At 66.1% G+C, this 17,735-nt stretch carries 11 protein-coding genes; 4 read left to right on the top strand and 7 right to left on the bottom strand.

What is annotated here, in order from left to right; all coding sequences use genetic code 11:
• The first annotated feature begins 205 nt into the window (after nt 1–205).
• Nucleotides 206–1,489, top strand: coding sequence for an O-antigen ligase family protein (locus ACZBJS_RS32430; RefSeq protein ID WP_463439741.1), 1,284 nt, complete (start codon nt 206–208; stop codon nt 1,487–1,489).
• Nucleotides 1,490–1,692: 203 nt separating this feature from the next.
• Here the strand turns inward: ACZBJS_RS32430 and ACZBJS_RS32425 are convergent, their stop codons facing one another.
• Complete coding sequence (locus tag ACZBJS_RS32425; RefSeq protein ID WP_057020008.1) at nt 1,693–2,928, bottom strand: ABC transporter substrate-binding protein; 1,236 nt, start codon at nt 2,926–2,928, stop codon at nt 1,693–1,695.
• Nucleotides 2,929–3,088: 160 nt separating this feature from the next.
• On the opposite strand from ACZBJS_RS32425, the gene ACZBJS_RS32420 reads away from it, so the two are divergent.
• Nucleotides 3,089–5,242 carry a carbamoyltransferase C-terminal domain-containing protein gene (locus ACZBJS_RS32420; protein WP_463439740.1) on the top strand — a complete coding sequence of 718 codons (2,154 nt, stop codon included), beginning with the start codon at nt 3,089–3,091 and terminating at the stop codon, nt 5,240–5,242.
• Here the strand turns inward: ACZBJS_RS32420 and ACZBJS_RS32415 are convergent.
• The 6 genes from ACZBJS_RS32415 to ACZBJS_RS32390 all read right to left on the bottom strand — a co-directional run bounded on the left by ACZBJS_RS32415 (nt 5,202) and on the right by ACZBJS_RS32390 (nt 13,728).
• Nucleotides 5,202–6,137: a DMT family transporter gene (locus ACZBJS_RS32415; RefSeq protein ID WP_076832278.1), complete on the bottom strand. Its 936-nt coding sequence runs from the start codon at nt 6,135–6,137 to the stop codon at nt 5,202–5,204. The two genes, ACZBJS_RS32420 and ACZBJS_RS32415, sit on opposite strands and share 41 nt — an antisense overlap.
• An 83-nt stretch (nt 6,138–6,220) precedes the next feature.
• Nucleotides 6,221–7,090, bottom strand: a complete 870-nt coding sequence (locus ACZBJS_RS32410) for an NAD(P)-dependent oxidoreductase (RefSeq protein WP_463439739.1) — start codon at nt 7,088–7,090, stop codon at nt 6,221–6,223.
• Nucleotides 7,091–7,093: 3 nt separating this feature from the next.
• A protein-coding gene (prfB, locus tag ACZBJS_RS32405) for a peptide chain release factor 2 (RefSeq protein ID WP_141342568.1) occupies nt 7,094–8,225 on the bottom strand; the annotation gives its coding sequence in 2 pieces (ribosomal slippage) (nt 7,094–8,155 and nt 8,157–8,225; 1,131 coding nt in all).
• Nucleotides 8,226–8,331: 106 nt separating this feature from the next.
• The gene (locus tag ACZBJS_RS32400; protein WP_028332239.1) at nt 8,332–10,833 is read right to left on the bottom strand and encodes a penicillin-binding protein 1A; all 2,502 of its coding nucleotides are present in this window, start codon (nt 10,831–10,833) and stop codon (nt 8,332–8,334) included.
• 237 nt (nt 10,834–11,070) lie between these two features.
• The gene (locus tag ACZBJS_RS32395) at nt 11,071–12,381 is read right to left on the bottom strand and encodes an N-acetylmuramoyl-L-alanine amidase (protein WP_057020002.1); all 1,311 of its coding nucleotides are present in this window, start codon (nt 12,379–12,381) and stop codon (nt 11,071–11,073) included.
• 615 nt (nt 12,382–12,996) lie between these two features.
• Complete coding sequence (locus tag ACZBJS_RS32390) at nt 12,997–13,728, bottom strand: hypothetical protein (RefSeq protein ID WP_463439738.1); 732 nt, start codon at nt 13,726–13,728, stop codon at nt 12,997–12,999.
• 21 nt (nt 13,729–13,749) lie between these two features.
• Here ACZBJS_RS32390 and ACZBJS_RS32385 point away from each other — a divergent pair, with 21 nt between their 5' ends.
• Both ACZBJS_RS32385 and ACZBJS_RS32380 read left to right on the top strand, forming a co-directional pair.
• Nucleotides 13,750–16,275, top strand: a complete 2,526-nt coding sequence (locus ACZBJS_RS32385) for an Rne/Rng family ribonuclease (protein ID WP_463439737.1) — start codon at nt 13,750–13,752, stop codon at nt 16,273–16,275.
• Between the two features lie 106 nt (nt 16,276–16,381).
• On the top strand, nt 16,382–17,614 hold the full coding sequence (locus tag ACZBJS_RS32380; RefSeq protein WP_050386559.1) for an NAD(P)/FAD-dependent oxidoreductase: 1,233 nt from the start codon (nt 16,382–16,384) through the stop codon (nt 17,612–17,614).
• Nucleotides 17,615–17,735 lie beyond the last annotated feature (121 nt).

The following is a 17,735-nucleotide window of genomic DNA, read 5'->3' as shown; positions in this document are numbered from 1 at the left end:
GTGCGACGCGTGCTGGCGCAGCAGGAGCAATGGCGCGACCGGATCCGCGCGGCGGGCCGAGCTGGCCGAGCGCTTCGGCCACCACACCCGGGCGCGCGACCTGCTGTCGCATCGTGCTGCCCCGGACGTCGCGGCCGCCGCCGAGGCGCTCACCGCCGCGATGGCGACCTTCAACGGTGCAACCGCGCACGGCGTGTAACCGGTCATGAGCACCGATTCCGACGCCATTGGTCTCGCAATCGAACCGCCAGCACGATGGCGCGATCGCGTCCGCACCTGGTCCGCCTCAGTCGCCTATGTCCGCGCCACCGATACCCTGATCGCCCTGGCCACGGCGTCGCTACCCTGGTCGACCACGGCATTCGCCGTCTTCATGCTGCTCTGGCTTGTCGCCGTGATCCCGACCATCGACTGGGAGCAGTTCGTGCTCGACCTCGCGCGGCCTTCCTTTGCGTTGCCGATCGCGCTGGTCGCACTCGCCGTGATCGGTGTGGCGTGGTCGGAGACGAGCTGGGCCGAGCGGCTGCAAGGCATCAAGCCGCTCAGCAAGCTGCTGCTGCCGTTCCTGCTCGGCTATTTCCAGCCCTCACAGCGCGGGCTTTGGGTATTCGTAGCCTTCCTGGTATCGTGCACGCCGCTGATGATCCTGTCCTGGATCGCGCTGGCGGTGCCGCAGCTCAAGCTCGCGCACACCGCATCCGACGGCGTGCCGGTCAAGAACTACCTCGACCAGAGTCAGGAGTTCGCGCTCTGTGCGTTCGCGCTGGCACTGCCGGCATTGACGACGCTGCGGGCCCGGCAATGGCGCTTCGCTGCCGGCGCCATCGCGCTGATGCTGCTGTTCGTCGCCAACATGCTTTATGTCGTCTCGGCGCGGACCGCGCTGGTCTATATGCCGGTGCTGTTGATCCTGTTCGCGTCGCTGCATCTGTCGCGGCGCGCCACGCGGCTGCTGTTCGCCGGCGTCGCGGTCACCAGCCTCGTGGTCTGGACCACGTCTCCCTACCTCCGCCAGCGCATCGCCGACGTCGGCATCGAGTATCGGGCCCACGATACGTCAGGCATCGCTTCCACGGCGCAGCGCCTGACCTATTGGCGGAAGTCGGTGAAGTTCATCGGCGAGGCGCCGTGGCTCGGGCACGGCACCGGCGCGATTAGGCGCATGTTCACGCAGGATGCCGTCGGACAAGCCGGCCTTGAGGCCGAGGTGATCAACAACCCGCACAACCAGACCCTCAATGTCGGGGTCCAGTGGGGGCTGATCGGCATCCTGCTGCTCTACGCGATGTGGATCAGCCACGTCAGGCTGTTCGCCGGCCGCGATCTCGTGAGCTGGATCGGACTCGCTGTGGTCGTGCAGAACATCACAAGCTCGCTGCTCAATTCGCATCTGTCCGATTTTCACGAGGGCTGGATGCACGTGATCGGCGTCGGCGTCGCCGGCGGCATGGCGCTCCGCGCCCGCCGGCCGGAGAAGATTTTGGCGTAGATTTGTGACTCACGCCGCGCAGTACATTCGGTGTCGTCCCTGCTTTCGAAAGCAGGGAACCATAACCTTAAATGCTGATTGTTGCGCGATGCTGGAACGACGGGTCCCTTCAACAACATCCGCTGCGGCGTATGGGTGCCGGCTTTCGCCGGGACGACAGTCGTGTTTGCGGCGCTAGCAACGCCTTTCTAACAACCGATCGCCTACCGCGACGCTTCGTGCCCGACCTCACCGGTGATGACGTCACCGAACAGCTCCCACGCATCGCCGTTGAAGCGCATCAGCTGCATCTGCTCGATCGGGAAGTAGTCGTCGGGAGAGGTGTTGACCATGACGCCCGGCAGCATCAGGTCGGAGTGGAAGTTCTTCAGGTTGGCGGCCTGCTTCATCACGTTCTCGCGCGTGAGATTGTCGCCGCATTGCTTCAGCACCTGCATCATCGCCTCGGCCTGGACATAGCCATAGAGGTTGTTGGCATTGGCCTTGTCGCCGTCGGGATAATACTTGTCCATGAAGGCGCGCCAGCTTTGCACCGCCGGATCCTTGTCCCAGGTCGGATCGGTCGGGTCCTTCAGGTAGGCGGTCGAGATGATGCCCTTGGAGAACTCGAGGCCGGCCGGTTTCAGCACCGAGGCGACCGAGGTCGCGGTGTTGGCGAGGAAGAATTTCGGCTTCCAGCCGAGCTCGCCCACTTTCCGGATCGCCTGCGCCGAGCCCTTCGGCGCCGCCCAGGAGAAGAAGATGTCGGCGCCGGAATCGTGCAGCGCGACGATCTGCGAATCGATCGAGGGATCGGAGACCTCGTACGACTTGTCGGCGATGATCATGCCGACCTTGTCGCCGAGCCCGTCCTTCAGGCCCTTGAACTGATCCTTGCCGGCATCGTCGTTCTGCCAGAACACCGCGATCTTGCTGTCGGGGAATTTGTCGCGAATGTACTTTGCGTAGATGCGGCCCTCGCTCTGGTAGTTGGGCTGGAAGCCCATCGTCCAGGGAAAGTTCTTGGGATCACCGAACTTGGTGCCGCCGGAGGCGACGAACAATTGCGGCACCTTCTTGGCATTCATGTATTTCATGATTGCCGAATTGGACGGCGTGCCGAGCGGCTGGAAGATCAGCAGCACCTCGTCGCTCTCGACCAGCTTGCGCGCCTGCTCGATCGCCTTCGGAGGCGAATAGGCGTCGTCGTAGCTGATAAAGTTGATCTTGCGGCCGTTGATGCCACCCTGCTCGTTGGTCATCTTGAAGAACGCGGCCTCGGTCTTGCCGATCACCCCATAGGACGACGCCGGGCCGCTGTATGGCATGATGTTGCCGATCTTGATTTCGCCATCACTCGCGCCGGGATCGTATTTCTTCTGCGCGGTGGCCGAGGTCGCGATCAGTGCCGCACTTGCGAACGCCGCGATTGCGCCAATATATCCGAAACGAGCCGGCATCGTTTTCTCCCGATTGTTGTCGTTGGTTTTGGCGGCAAGTCTCGCAAGAGACGCATGTGCTGGCAAGCGCTGGGTTTTTCCGTTGGGCGAAACGGCATTGTTGCCTGGCGCTATTTATGATTGAAGGTCGATCTGGGGATCACGAGTCGAGGCGTTCTGATTGCGTAAACCGGACATCCGTACCGGTCCGCGGCATCCGCATCTTGCGGCCGCGGGCTATGAGATCACGCGCCGCCTCAGCGAGTCTGCGCTGGCGAAGCGTGGCCTGCACAAGGCCAATGGCGCGTTCGCGCAGCGCACGATCGCCTCGATCCGCGAAAAGCTGCAGCGCGGCGAGACCGTCTATATCGCAGGCCTCGCCTGCCCCGGCACGCACAACACCGGCGTCGCGCTGGTCGAGATCACCCAGAAGGACGGACCGCGCCTGATCGTCAACAACGAGGAAGAGCGCTTCTCCGGTAACAAGCACACCAACGAGTTCCCGCAACACGCGCTCGACGACATGCGCAAGGTGTTGCAGCGGATGGGCCGCGACATCGGCGATATCGCCGCCTTCGTCACGACATGGGACTATCCGGCGCTGCTGGCGATGCTGATCCGCACCTCGCTCGAGGAAGCGCCGGCCAGCCTCAAACTGCTGCGCGCCCCGATCGCACCGGCGATCAATCTGCGCCAGCTGGATCAGGTGCGGCGGCTGTCGCACCGGCTCGGCAGGATGTACGGGCTCGACAAGCAATTGCCGCTGATCTGCATGCCGCATCACGACAATCACGCCTGGTACTCGTTCACGGCCTCGCCATTCGCCGATGCGCGCGAGCGTGTCGCGATCGCGGTGCTCGACGGTACCGGCGACGTCGGCTCGATCTCGCTCTATGTCGCCGAGAACGGCGAGATGAAGCAGCTCTATTGCAACGAGAGCCTGTTCGACTCGCTCGGTGCTTTCTACACCGTGATCTCATCCAGCCAGGGCGGCTGGACTTGGCTGTCCAGCGAGGGACGCTACATGGGCGCCGCCGCCTGGGGCGACATGAACCGCGCCACCAATCCGTATTATCAGCGCTTGAAGGCGGTGCTGCAGCTCGGGCCCAACGGCAGCGTGCAGCTCAATCGCGCGATGGCCAATTGGTACGCCGATCCCGCCGACAATCCCTATCGTCAGCCGCTGATCGACATTCTCGGCCCGCCGCTGCGCCCGGACCAGCTCTGGAATCCCGACGCCGTGCTGCGCGTCGAGGACATCAATCACCGCCCCGACACCAAGGACCGCGTTGATAAGGCAGCCGCGACGCAACTGGTGTTCGAGGACGCGATGATCCATGTCATCGACCATCTCCTGCGCACCACCGGCACCGACCGCCTGGTGCTGACCGGGGGCGTCGCGCTGAACGCGCTCGGCAACATGCGGCTGCTCGAGCATTTCGACGAGGCGTGGTTCGAGCGGGCGCAGCAGCGCAAGACGCGACTGCATATGTGGGTGCCGCCGGTGCCCGGCGATCCCGGCGTGCCGATCGGCGCCGCCTGGCTGTTCGCGCATATGGCGGGCGCGCCGCGCGGCGCGCCGCTGTCGCACGCATTCTATTGCGGCCTGCCGCCCTCGAACGCCGGCATCACCGCGGCGCTGCATGCCGACGACATCGCCTCGACCGAGATCGGCAATGTGGCGACGTCAAAAGGGCGCGATGCGGTTGCCGACCTGATGGCATCCATGGTCGCGCAAGGCGGCGTGATCGCGATCTATCAGGGCGCCGCCGAAACCGGCCCGCGCGCGCTCGGCCATCGCTCGATCCTCGCCAATCCCTGCGATCCCGAGGTGCGCGAGCGGCTCAACGAGCGGGTCAAGTATCGCGAGGCGATCCGGCCGCTGGCGCCGATGGCGACGCTGCAAGCTGCGCGCGATTATTTCGAGCTGGAAGACGGCGCCTCCGACGCTGACTACAACGCCTATAACTACATGGTGCTCACGGCGCATTCGAAGCCCGAGGCGCGCGCGAAGATTCCGGCGGTGGTGCATGCCGACGGCACCGGCCGCATCCAGATCGTGCGCGAGGCCGACGATCCCCTCACCTATGCCTATCTGAAGGCGCTCGGCCGTCATATCGGCGTCGAGATGTCGGTCAACACCTCGTTCAACGTCGCAGGTCCGATCGCGCAGACGCCGGCGCAGGCAATGGACACGCTGCGCCGCTCCAAGGGGCTCGATGCCGTGGTGTTGGTCGCCGACGACGGCACCGCCTACGCCGCCTGGCACGGCGGCGAGCGCGACAGCGGCCGCTTCAGCGGATGGTATGCGGCGTGGAAGCAGGCGCGCGGCTGAACCAAACCAGCACGCGGCCGTCGATCAAGAGCAGCGCGCTCGCGATCACCAGCGCGCCGATCACCTCGCGCAGTGCGATCGGCTCGCCGAGCACGAGATAGCCGAGCAGCATCGCGGTGACCGGAATCAGCAGCGTCACCAGCATCACATTGGTCGCGCCGGAGCGCTGCAGGATCTGAAAGAACACGATATAGGCCAGCGCCGTCGACAGCGCCGCGAGCCCGAGCACGGCGAGCCATGTCGCGGGATGCGGCATCGGCAACAGCCACGGCCGATCGACGACGGCGGCGATGGGCGCCATCAGCACCGCCGAGGCCATCATCTGGAACGTCGCGGTGCCCAAGGGCGGCACGCGCTGCGGCAGCCGCCGTCCGACCAGCGCCGCGATGCCGTAGCTGAAGGCGCCCGCGAGGCACAGCAGGATGCCGATGCCCTGCCGGCTCTCGAAGCCGAGCGCATCGCCATGCAGGATCGCAACCCCGATCAGCCCGACCAGAACGCCCGCCACGCGGCGCGCTTGCAACCGTTCCTCGCCGGCCGCCGCCATCACGACCACCGCGAACAGCGGCGTCGTCGCGTTGAGGATCGAGGCCAGCCCGCTCGGAATATAGGTCTGCCCGAACACGATCAGCGCGAACGGCAGCACATTGTTGAACAGCCCCATCGCAACGAACGGCGCCCAGCCGGACAGGCTGCGCGGGAATTCGATTCCGGCGGCCCGCAGCAGCGGCAGCAGGATGATCGTGCCGAGCACGACGCGCAACAGCACCAGGGTCAGCGGCGGCAATTCGCGCAGGATCACGCCGTTGAAGAAGAACGAGCCGCCCCAGAGTACCGACAGCAGGACAAGCAGCCCCCAGTCGCGGCGATCGATCCAGTTGTCGGCGGAAGGCATGTCGGGCACTCACCTGCAGTCGGACAGGTGACTAGGGCAGCGCCGCGAATATTCCCACCCGATTTCCGACAATGGCGGCCCGCCTATTTCGGCCGCGACACGATCTCGATCATCTGGCCCTCGTCGGCGTCGGGCGCATGGGCCTTCGCCTTGTCGTAGGCGGCGAGCGCGGCGCGGCTCACGGGCACGCCGGGCAGCAAGGTCTCGGCGAGCCGCACGGCGTAGTCGGCATCCTTGTGGCGCAGCGCCGCGGTGAACGATGCGCCGGAGAAGTTGCGGTCGATCATCCGCTTGGAGTGGCGGATCACCTGCGGGCTCGCCACCGCGCCGGTCGCCAGCGCCTCGGCCACCAATTGCATGTCGAGGCCCGCCTGCTCGGCGATCGCCACGCCCTCGGCGAGGCTTGCGATCTGCACCGCGCCGATCAGGTTGTTGATCAACTTGAACACAGTGCCGGTGCCAACCGCGCCGAAATGGCGGATCGTGCTGCCAATCGGCGCTAGGAACGGCCGCGCCCGATCGAGATCGGCGGGATCAGCGCCCACCAGCAGCGTCAGCTTGCCGGCCGCCGCCGCCTCCGGCAGGCCGGTGACCGGGCAATCGATGTAGACCAAGCCACGGCTCTGCAGTTCGCGCGCCATCTCGACCGTGTGCTGGTACGAGACCGTGGAGCATTCGATCGCGAGCGTGCCGGCCTTCATGTTGGCGGCGGCGCCGTCCCCGGTCAGCCAGACCGCGCGCGAGGCTTCGTCGTCGGCGACCATGGTCACGACAGCATCGGCGTCGATTGCGGCATCCTCCGGCGAGGTCGCCCACAGCGCGCCGCGAGCGATCAGGTCCGCGGCCTTGGCCTTGCTGCGGTTCCACACGGCGACCGTGAAGCCGGCATCGAGGTAACGGCCGGCCATGCCGTGGCCCATGCGTCCCAATCCGATGAAAGCGACGCGCGGCATGGGCTAATCCACATCCTCAACGGAGCCGGGCCCGGTGCCGAAGGCACGCTGCGCCAAGGTCGCCGCCATGAATTCATCGAGGTCGCCATCGAGCACCCCCGACGTGTCGGAGGTCTGCACACCGGTGCGCAGGTCCTTCACCATCTGATAGGGCTGCAACACATAGGAGCGGATCTGGTGACCCCAGCCGATATCGGTCTTGGCGGCCTGATCGGCGGCAGCCTGCTCCTCGCGCTTCTTCAGCTCGATCTCGTAGAGCCGCGCGCGCAGCATGTCCCAGGCCTGCGCCCGGTTCTTGTGCTGGGAGCGGCCGGCCTGGCAGACCACCGCGATGCCGGTCGGGATGTGCGTCAGGCGCACCGCCGACTCGGTCTTGTTGACGTGCTGACCGCCGGCGCCGCCCGACCGCATGGTGTCGGTGCGGACATCGGACTCCTTGATCTCGATCTTGATGGAGTCGTCGATCACCGGGAAGATCTGCACCGACGAGAACGAGGTGTGCCGCCGCGCGTTGGAATCGAACGGCGAGATGCGCACCAGGCGATGCACGCCGGCCTCGGTCTTCAACCAGCCATAGGCGTTGTGGCCGGAGATCTGGATGGTGGCGGACTTGATGCCGGCTTCTTCACCCTGGGACTCTTCGAGGAACTCGATCTTGAAACCGTGCTTCTCCGCCCAGCGCGTGTACATGCGCAGCAGCATCTGCGCCCAATCCTGGCTCTCGGTGCCGCCGGCGCCGGCATGGACTTCGAGATAGGAATCGAACTTGTCGGCCTCGCCCGACAGCAGCGCCTCCAGCTCGCGCCGGGCGACCTCCTTCTTGAGATCCTTGAGCGCCTTCTCGGCCTCGGCGACCACGCCCTCATCGTTCTCGGCCTCGCCGAGCTCGATCATGCCGATATTGTCCTCGAGCTCGCGCTCGACCTTGCCGATGCCTGAGAGCGCGTCCTCCAGTGAGGTACGCTCCTGCATCAGCCGCTGGGCCTTCTGGGGATCGTTCCAGAGATTGGGGTCTTCTGCGAGCTTGTTCAGCTCAGCGAGGCGTGCCGTCGATTGTTCGACGTCAAAGATGCCTCCTCAGCAGCCCGACTGACTGCTTGATCTCTTCAACAAGGCGTTCGATTTCCGCGCGCATGGTCTTTCAGGTGTTGGCTAAAAAGGTTCCGGGGGATGTAGCGACCGGCGCGGCAAAGCGCAATCGACTTGGCCGCACTATCCCGGCGATTTGGCCGGATCGACCGCTAGTAAAGCCCCCCAGTTCCCGGACGCATGAAGAAGCCGCCATCCGGCTGCGCCCCATTCTGCGACGGCTGCGGGCCAGGCGCAGGGCCGCGCCCATCGGCATCGGCGACGCCGATGACCGAATAGTTCTCCGGCGGCGCGGTGCCCGGCTTGAAGGCTTCGAGGATGGTGTTGCCGCCGTCGCCGGGACCGGCGCGCATGCCGGTCTTGGCGTCGACGCGGATCAGCTTGATGCCGGCCGGAACCTTGAACGGCGTCGGCGGCTTGTCGGCGAGCGCAAGCTTGAGGAAGTCGCGGGCGATCGGCGCTGCGACGTGGCCGCCGGTGGCGGCGCGGCCGAGATTGCGCGGCTTGTCGTAACCCATGTAAACGCCGACTGCGAGATCCGGCGAGAAGCCGACGAACCAGACGTCCTTCTCGTCGTTGGTGGTGCCGGTCTTGCCGGCGATCGGCTTGCCGACCTCCTTCACGACGGTCGCGGTGCCGCGCTGGACCACACCTTCCATCATCTCGGTGATCTGGTAGGCGGTCATCGGGTCGAGCACCTGCTCGCGGCGGTCGACCAGCTGCGGCTCCGGCTGGCTCTTCCAGCCCCCGGGCGCGTCGCAGCCGCGGCATTCGCGGGTGTCGTGCTTGAAAATGGTATGCCCGTAGCGATCCTGGATGCGATCGATCAGCGTCGGCTTCACCCGGCGGCCGCCATTGGCGAACATCGAATAGGCCGTGACCATGCGCATCACGGTCGTCTCGCCGGCACCCAGCGCATACGACAGATAGTTCGGCAATTCGTCATAGACGCCAAAGCGCTTGGCGTATTCGCCGACCAGCGGCATGCCGATGTCCTGCGCGAGCCGGACCGTCACGGTGTTGAGCGAGCGCTGCAACGCGTTGCGCAGCGTGGTCGGGCCGTAATATTTGCCGGTCGAATAGTTTTCCGGACGCCACACGCCGGCGCCCTGCCCCTGATCGATCTCGATCGGCGCGTCGATCACGGTGGTCGACGGCGTATAGCCATTGTCCAGCGCCGACGAGTACACGATCGGCTTGAACGACGAACCCGGCTGCCGGTAGGCTTGCGTCGCGCGGTTGAACTGGCTCTGGTCGAACGAGAAGCCGCCGACCATCGCGAGCACGCGGCCGGTCCACGGATCCATCGCCACCATGGCGCCGGACACTTCAGGCAATTGCCGCAGGCGATACTGGCCTTCGACCGCGTTGCCGTCCTTGGTCACCAGCGGATCGGCGTAGATCACGTCGCCCGGCTGCAGCACCTGCGAAACGGCGCTCGGCGCCTTGCCCTTGGTCTTGGCCCAACGTACGCCGTCCATCGTGATGATGCCGGTCTGCCGCTCCTTGCTGACCGCGCCGCCGAGCTCGCGGCCCGGCTGGAAGCCGATCCGCGCCGACTGATCGCTGGTCTCGAGCACGACGGCCATCCGCCACGGCGAGATGTCGGACAGCGACTTCACGTCGGCAAGCTTGACGCCCCAGTCACCGGAAATGTCGAGCTTGTGCAGCGCCCCGCGCCAACCCTGCGCCTCGTCGTAATTGACGAGCCCCGCGACCATGGTCTTGCGCGCCATCACCTGGATCTTGGGATCGAGCGTGGTGCGCACCGACAGACCACCCTCGTAGAGCTTCTTTTCGCCGTAGCGCTCGAAGATGTCGCGGCGGACCTCCTCGGCGAAATATTCGCCGGCGAAGATATGCGCGCCGTTCGAGCGGCTGGTGACGTTGAGCGGGTCCTTGCGCGCCTTGTCGGCGTCGGCCTGCTTGATCCAGCCGTTCTCGAGCAGACGATCGATCACATAATTGCGGCGCTCGATCGCGCGGTCACGGTTGCGCACCGGATGCAGCGCCGCCGGCGCCTTCGGCAGCGCGGCGAGGTAGGACGCTTCCGCGATCGTCAGCTCGTTGACCGACTTGTCGAAATAGACCAGCGACGCCGCCGCGATGCCGTAGGCACCGAGGCCGAGATAGATTTCGTTCAGATAGAGCTCGAGGATGCGGTCCTTGGAATAGGCGCGCTCGATGCGCATCGCCAGCAAGGCTTCCTTGATCTTGCGGCTGAACGAGACCTCGTTGGTGAGCAGGAAGTTCTTCGCGACCTGCTGGGTGATGGTCGAGGCGCCCTGCGGGCGGCGGTTCGAGCCGTAGTTCTGCGCATAAAGGATGGCAGCGCGCGCCATGCCCTGATAGTCGATGCCACCGTGCTCGTAGAAGTTCTTGTCTTCGGCGGCGAGGAAGGCGTTGATCACGAGCTTCGGCACCGCCTGGATCGGCAGATAGAGCCGGCGCTCCTTGGAATATTCGCCAAGCAGCGCGCCGTCGGCGGCATGCACGCGGGTCATCACCGGCGGCTCATAGTCCTGCAGTTGCGAGTAGTCGGGCAGATCCTTGGAGAAATGCCAGATGGCGCCAGCGACGGCGGCGACACCGACCAGGAACACGACGGTTCCGGCGGCGAACAAGAAACCCATAAACCGCACGAGCAGGCGCATTATCGACGTTCCGTTCCTACCCTCCGGCGCTCAGTCGTCAGAAGCGCCTGTCCAAAAGTGCGAAAGCCTCACACAACGAAGCTTTGGCCCAGCGAGCCACCTTGCGCACGCGAGTATACAAGAGCCGCCGGACAATATGGTCGATTCTGCGGACCTGCGGTCCATTGTCTATACCGTCGCGGCTGTGGCCAAACTAGGGCTTCGGCGCAACGGCCCCGGCTTTTCAGCGAGCCGATTTCACTTTGCCGACCCGGCAGTTGCCAGCCGTTTGGCGAAGAACGTGTCGATCGCCTGCACCATCGAGCCGACCGCCTTGTTCCGCCAGCTCTCCGAGACCAGGTGCTCGAGGTCCCCCTTGTTGGAGACGTAGCCGATCTCGACCAGCACGGACGGCACGTCGGGCGCCTTCAGCACCCGGAAGCCGGCCGATTTGAGCGGATGCTTGTGCATCCGCACCGTGGTCTTCATCTCGTCCATCAGAAGACGGGCGAAGCGATTGGAAAACGTCTTGGTTTCACGCTGCGCGAGGTCGATCAGGATGTCGGCGACCTCGGTCGGTTCGTCGGTCAGGTTCACCCCGCCGATGGCGTCGGCCTTGTTTTCCGCCTCCGCCAGCCGTTCGGCCTCGGCGTCGGAGGCCTTGTCCGACACCGTGTAGATCGTGGCGCCCTGGGCATCGCCCTCGCGGCGCGGCAGGGCGTCGGCGTGGATCGAGACGAACAGCGCCGCGGACTGGGAGCGCGCGATCTTCACCCGATCGTTGAGCGGGATGAAGGTGTCGTCGGACCGCGTCATGACCACCCGATACTTGCCCGACTTCTCGATCCGGTCGCGCAGGGCAAGGCCAAAGCCGAGCACCAGGTTCTTCTCGGTCTGGTCGCCGGATTGCGTGCCGTTGTCGATGCCGCCGTGACCGGGATCGATCACGATCAGCGGGCGCGCGTCGGTGACCGCGACCGGCGGCAGCGCCGCCGAGGTGACGGCCGGAATGGTGGCGGTGGTGGATTCGGAAATCGCCGGTTTCGATTCGGGCCGGCTCGCGGGCGCCAGCGACTGCACGAAGCTGGTGCGGTCGACCTCCTCGAAGTCCAGCACAAGCCGCGGCGGCTGGCCGTTGGCGGCGTCGAGCACGTAGGAATTCGCGATCTTCACCGGTCCGGTCAGGTCGAACACGATCCGCGAGCCGCCGGGCATCACGAGGCCATAGCGGAACGCCTTCACCAGGCCCCGCCCCGCCGAGCCGGTGCCGGCCGCGAGCTGAAAATCGACCTGCGGGATATCGACCACGACGCGGTAGGGGTCAGCCAGCGGGAAGGCGCGAAATTCGATCTTGCGGTCGAGGTCGAGGATGAATCGGGTCTGCTTGGCGTCGCCGGCGAGCCTGGCGCCGGATGCGACCGGGAAATTCGGGGAGCTCGCGGCCGGCGCTGGCGGGCTGTTCTGCGGGCCCTCAGCGGCGCTCGGGGCGCCGGCAATGGCAAACACCGATGTTGCGGCGCAAAATAGCCCGCATCCCAGAAAAACAAGGTGTTTTGCGCGGTTCGCCACCCGATTCGTAGCCTCCCAGCTGCTTCTTACCGCATTAGAACCACACGGTTAATCGCCCCCTAATGACGCTCCGGCGAAAAGAACCGAGTGTTGCGGCGGCGTGACGCTTCCCTTGCACGCGGCGGTCAATCCACGTATGTACGGGGTGCTGACGGCTAGTACTCCCGGTTGTGTCGCGTTCAGCCTCCCGGTGCAGCGGTGGAACCTTCCTGATCGAAGATCCCGCCGTGTTTTTCCGGTCCCTCCCCAGCCAGCGCCGCGCGCGGCTGACACGGAGTGGCGGATTCAAGCCCGAGCGGCGTCCGGTCCCAGGCACACTCCCTCGCCAGAGGGACGGTTTGAGACACGGCATAACCGATTATCCGGTCCCTTGGGGCCTCGATATGCGATGGCCGGCAGGCGCTTCGGCGCCAGACGGGGCTTTCAGCAAAAGATACGGCGGTATTTTTCGCCGCCAACATGTTTAGACGGGCCGACGCTTAATGCGCCAGACTGCATTGCCGACCAGGATCCCCCGAATGATCGCGCTGACGCGAGGTGAAAACTTCGCCCGTCGCATCATCCCGGTGAGTTCCCGTCCGGCGCTGCGCCGCGAGATGCGTTTCGGCCTTCCCCTCACCCCCGAATCAGGTGGACCGTCGCGTCACCGGGCGGCGCAGTTTGCGCGCGCCATGATCCGCGCCCGCCGCCGTCAAGAGCTCCAAAATGCCCAACAAGATGTTGATCGATGCCACCCACCCGGAAGAGACCCGGGTCGTCGTGGTCCGTGGCAATCGCGTCGAAGAGTTTGATTTCGAGACCGCCCAGCGCAAACAGCTGCGCGGCAACATTTATCTCGCCAAGGTTACGCGCGTAGAGCCGTCGCTGCAGGCCGCCTTCATCGAGTATGGCGGCAACCGGCATGGCTTCCTGGCCTTCAGCGAAATCCATCCCGACTATTACCAGATCCCGGTCGCCGACCGTCAGGCGCTGATCGAGGCCGACGAGCGCGCCCATCGCGAGGCCGAGGAAGAGCACGAGAACCGCGGCCATCGCCGCCGGTCGCGCCATCGCAATGCCCGTCGCCGCGGCCATGGCGAGCGCGTCCAGAGCGAGGTGATCGAGGGCGCGAACGACACCCAGGCGCTGCCCACCATCGAGGCCCACGAACATCCCGTCGATGCCGAGCATCATGAACATGATGCCGGGCACCACGATCACGGCGTGGTCGCCCACGAAGGCCACGAGCATGAGGCGCATGATCATGCGCATCACGAGGACCATGAGCATCACCATGATCATGACCACGACGATCATGGCGACCACGATCATGGTCAGGACGACCATCACGACCACGATCATGCCCATGATCACGACCACGCCCCCGAGGTGAGCGAGGCGGCGGTTGCCGACGCCCCCTCCGACCCCGTCGTTGCGGTGGTCGAAGCCTCCGCCGCGTCGGCCGCGCCCGAGACCGTCGAGACGGTCGAGGTCAATCATGAGCCCGAGCGCGCCCATGAGGAGCAGATCGAGGAAAACGCCGCGCATGCCGACGACGCGCCGCATGTGGCTTCCGACGAGGTTCACGCCGATGAGCACGCGGTCGCCGAATATGGCGCGCTCGCCGAGGTGGTCGCGCCCGAGACCGGGCCTGGCGACGAGGCCGGCGAAGATGACGAAGAGGATGACGGCGAGGAAGGCGAGGAAGAGGACGTCGTCGAGTCGGTCGGCGGCGACGACGTGCTCGAGGAGGTTCCGGAGCGCCCGTTCCGTCCGCGCCGCCAGTACAAGATCCAGGAAGTGATCAAGCGCCGGCAGGTGATGCTGGTGCAGGTCGTCAAGGAAGAGCGCGGCAACAAGGGCGCCGCGCTGACCACCTATCTGTCGCTCGCCGGCCGCTACGCCGTGCTGATGCCCAACACCGCGCGCGGCGGCGGCATCAGCCGCAAGATCACCTCCGCCCAGGACCGTTCGCGGCTGAAGGAAGTGGTGCAGGATCTCGACGTGCCCGAGGGCATGGGGATCATCCTGCGCACCGCCGGCGCCTCCCGCAGCAAGCCGGAGATCAAGCGCGACTTCGAATATCTGATCCGGATGTGGGAAACGGTGCGCGACCTGACGCTGAAGTCGCAGGCGCCGACGCTGGTCTACGAGGAAGGTTCGCTGATCAAGCGCTCGCTCCGCGACCTCTACAACAAGGAGATCGACGAGATCCAGGTGGCCGGCGAAGCCGGCTACCGTGAAGCGCGCGACTTCATGAAGATGCTGATGCCGGCCAATGTGCGCGCGGTGAAGCAGTATCGCGACGGTCAGCCGCTGTTCTCGCGCATGGGCGTCGAAAGCCAGCTCGACGCAATGTTCTCGCCGACCGTGCAATTGCGCTCCGGCGGCTACATCGTGATCAACCAGACCGAGGCGCTGGTCTCGATCGACGTCAACTCCGGCCGCGCCACGCGCGAGCACCATATCGAGGACACCGCGCTCAAGACCAATCTGGAAGCGGCGGAAGAAGTCGCGCGCCAATTGCGCCTGCGTGACCTCGCCGGCCTGATCGTCATCGACTTCATCGACATGGACGAGAAGCGCAACAACCGCGCGGTCGAGCGCAAGCTGTCCGACTGCCTGCGCCAGGACCGTGCGCGGATCCAGGTCGGCCGCATCTCGCATTTCGGCCTCTTGGAAATGTCGCGCCAGCGCATCCGCGCCAGCGTGCTCGAAAGCTCGACGGAGCCCTGCCCGCAATGCGGCGGAAGCGGTCACGTCCGCTCGGTCTCGTCGGTGGCGCTGCAGCTCTTGCGCGGCATCGAGGAGATCCTGATGAAGGGCGCGACCCACAACCTGGTGGTCCGCACCCGCACCGACGTCGCGCTCTACGTGCTCAACCACAAGCGCGGCCATCTGCGCGACCTCGAAGACTCCTTCCGGGTTTCGCTGTCGATCGTCGCGGATGCCACGGTGCACGGCCAGCAGTCCTACATCATCGACCGCGGCGAGCAGGTGCATACGCTCGAAGCCGCCAAGGCGCTGCTCGCTGCGCAGGCTGCCGCTGCGCCGGCCCAGGCCGAAGAGGCCGATGACGAGGAAGAACTGTTCGAATACGAGGCCGAGATCGAGACCGACGAGACCGAGGGTCTCGCCGACGAGCGGGCGGCCGGTGATGAAGCAAGCGCCGCTGATGGAGAAGGAGACGGCCAGCGCCGCAAGCGGCGCCGCCGGCGCCGCGGCCGCGGTGGCGGCAGCGAGGCGCGTGAAGGCGCCCAGCAGCTGCGCGAGGACGGCGATCTTATGCATGTCCTGCCCGAAGGCACCGAGGCGGTTGCCGCCGCCGATGCCGAAGGCGATGAGGACGAAGGTGACGAGCAGCAGGGCGCTGCCCGCGACGACCAGGCCGGCAATGGCGATCGTCGTCCGCGGCGCCGCGGACGCCGTGGCGGCCGCCGCCGGCGCGGCAGTGGCGGACCGGATGACGGTCTCGCCGGATCGATCTCCGATGAGTTGAGCCCGGCGGCGACGTCGGAGGCCTCCGACGCAGTCGCCGATTTCGATAGTCATGACGCGGAGCCGGCTCCCTCGCTGGCGCAGCCCGAACTGGTGGCCGAGCCGCCGGAGTGGCAGCCGACCGAGGTCGCCCCCGTCGAGCCGGTCGCGGCACCCGAGCCCGAAACCGCCGCGGCGTCTGCCGCCGAGGACACTGCCGAAGGCGACCGCGCCCAGCGTCGCCGCTCGACGGTGCGCGAAAAGGTCAACTTCGCATCGAGCCCGCAGCCCGAGGCATCAGCGGCGCTGGTTCAAAGCCCGGCGGAGGAAGCTGCCCCTGAGCCGGCCGCGGCTGCTCCAGAGCCGGCACCGGCCGCTGCGGCCGAGGCTCCGGCCCGCAAGGGCTGGTGGTCGCGCCGCTTCGGCGGCGGCAACTAGCACCACCTGCAAGTCAAAACGCCCGGCTCACGCCGGGCGTTTTTATTGAACAGGCAATCCGTTCGTCAGATGCCGGCGCAACGGAGCCTGACGGAGACGGATCCCAATGCAAAGCGCGATCGTTCTTGGCGGCGGCATGGTGGGTGTCAGCACGGCGCTGCATCTGCAGCGCCGCGGCTGGTCGGTGACGCTCGTCGACCGCAAGGAACCGGGCCGCGAAACCAGCTACGGCAATGCCGGCATCATTCAGAGCGAAGCGGTTCGGCCCTACCCGATGCCGCGCGATCCCGCCATCCTCGCCCGGATCGCGATGGGGCGCACCAACGACGTGCGCTACCGCCTGGCGTCGCTGCCGCAGCATGCCGGCCCGCTGCTGCGCTATTGGTGGAACTCGACGCCCGAGCGGCACCGCGAAGCCACCATCGCGTGGGCGCGCCTGATCGCCTACGCCACCGCGGAGCACGACACGCTGATCCGCGACGCCCATGCCGACAATCTGATCCGCCGCGCCGGCTATCGCCTGCTGCATCGCGACCCGGCCGCGCTGGAGCAGGCCATTGCAATCGCCGAGGAGAACCAGCGCGACTTCGGCGTGACGTTTCGCGTGCTTGATGGCCGCGAGCTCGCCAAGGCGGAACCGTTGCTGCGCGACGACCTGCCCGGCGCCATTCACTGGCTTGGGCCCTGGACCGTGTCGGACCCCGGCGGACTTGTTTCCGCCTATGCCGGACTGTTCGAACGTCTCGGCGGCACGCTGCTGCGCGGCGATGCGCAGACGCTGACGCAGACGACGTCCGGCTGGTCGGTCGACACCAGTGGCGGCCGGATCGATGCCGCCCACGTTGTGGTCACGCTCGGCCCGTGGTCACCGCAATTGCTGCGCAAGTTCGGCTACCGGATCCCGCTAGTACGCAAGCGCGGCTACCACATGCACTACCAGGGCGGCCGCTCGCTCGACCTGCCGCTGGTCGACACTGCAAATGGCTACGCGATGGCGCCGATGGCCAAGGGCATCCGCATCACCACCGGCGCGGAGCTGACCAGTCCCGACGCACCGGCGACGCCGATCCAGCTCGGCTACGCCGAAGCGGCGGCGCGCGAGCTGATCGAGATCGGCAGCCGCGTCGAGCCCGAACCGTGGTTCGGCACCCGCCCCTGCACAACCGACATGCTGCCGGTGCTCGGGCCGGTGCCGCGGCATCGCGGGCTGTGGGTGAATTTCGGCCACGGCCATCAGGGCTTCACGCTCGGCCCCGCGACCGCGCGGGTGCTGGCCGAAACGATGAACGGCGAGGCATCCGCGGTGGACACCTCGCCGTATCGGCTGGACCGGTTCTAACTAAGGAGAACTAGTAGCTCGTCACAGTGATTTTGACTCTTTGGGTATGCCTGGATAGGCGCGCCCCAGTTTGGTGCGAGCTTTGTCCGTTGTGAACATCCAGTTGATACGGGCGCGAGTT

The organism is Bradyrhizobium sp. KZN70725 (genome assembly GCF_055264925.1).
Note: the sequence above shows the minus strand (reverse complement) of the source record. Positions and strands in the feature narration are given on the sequence as shown.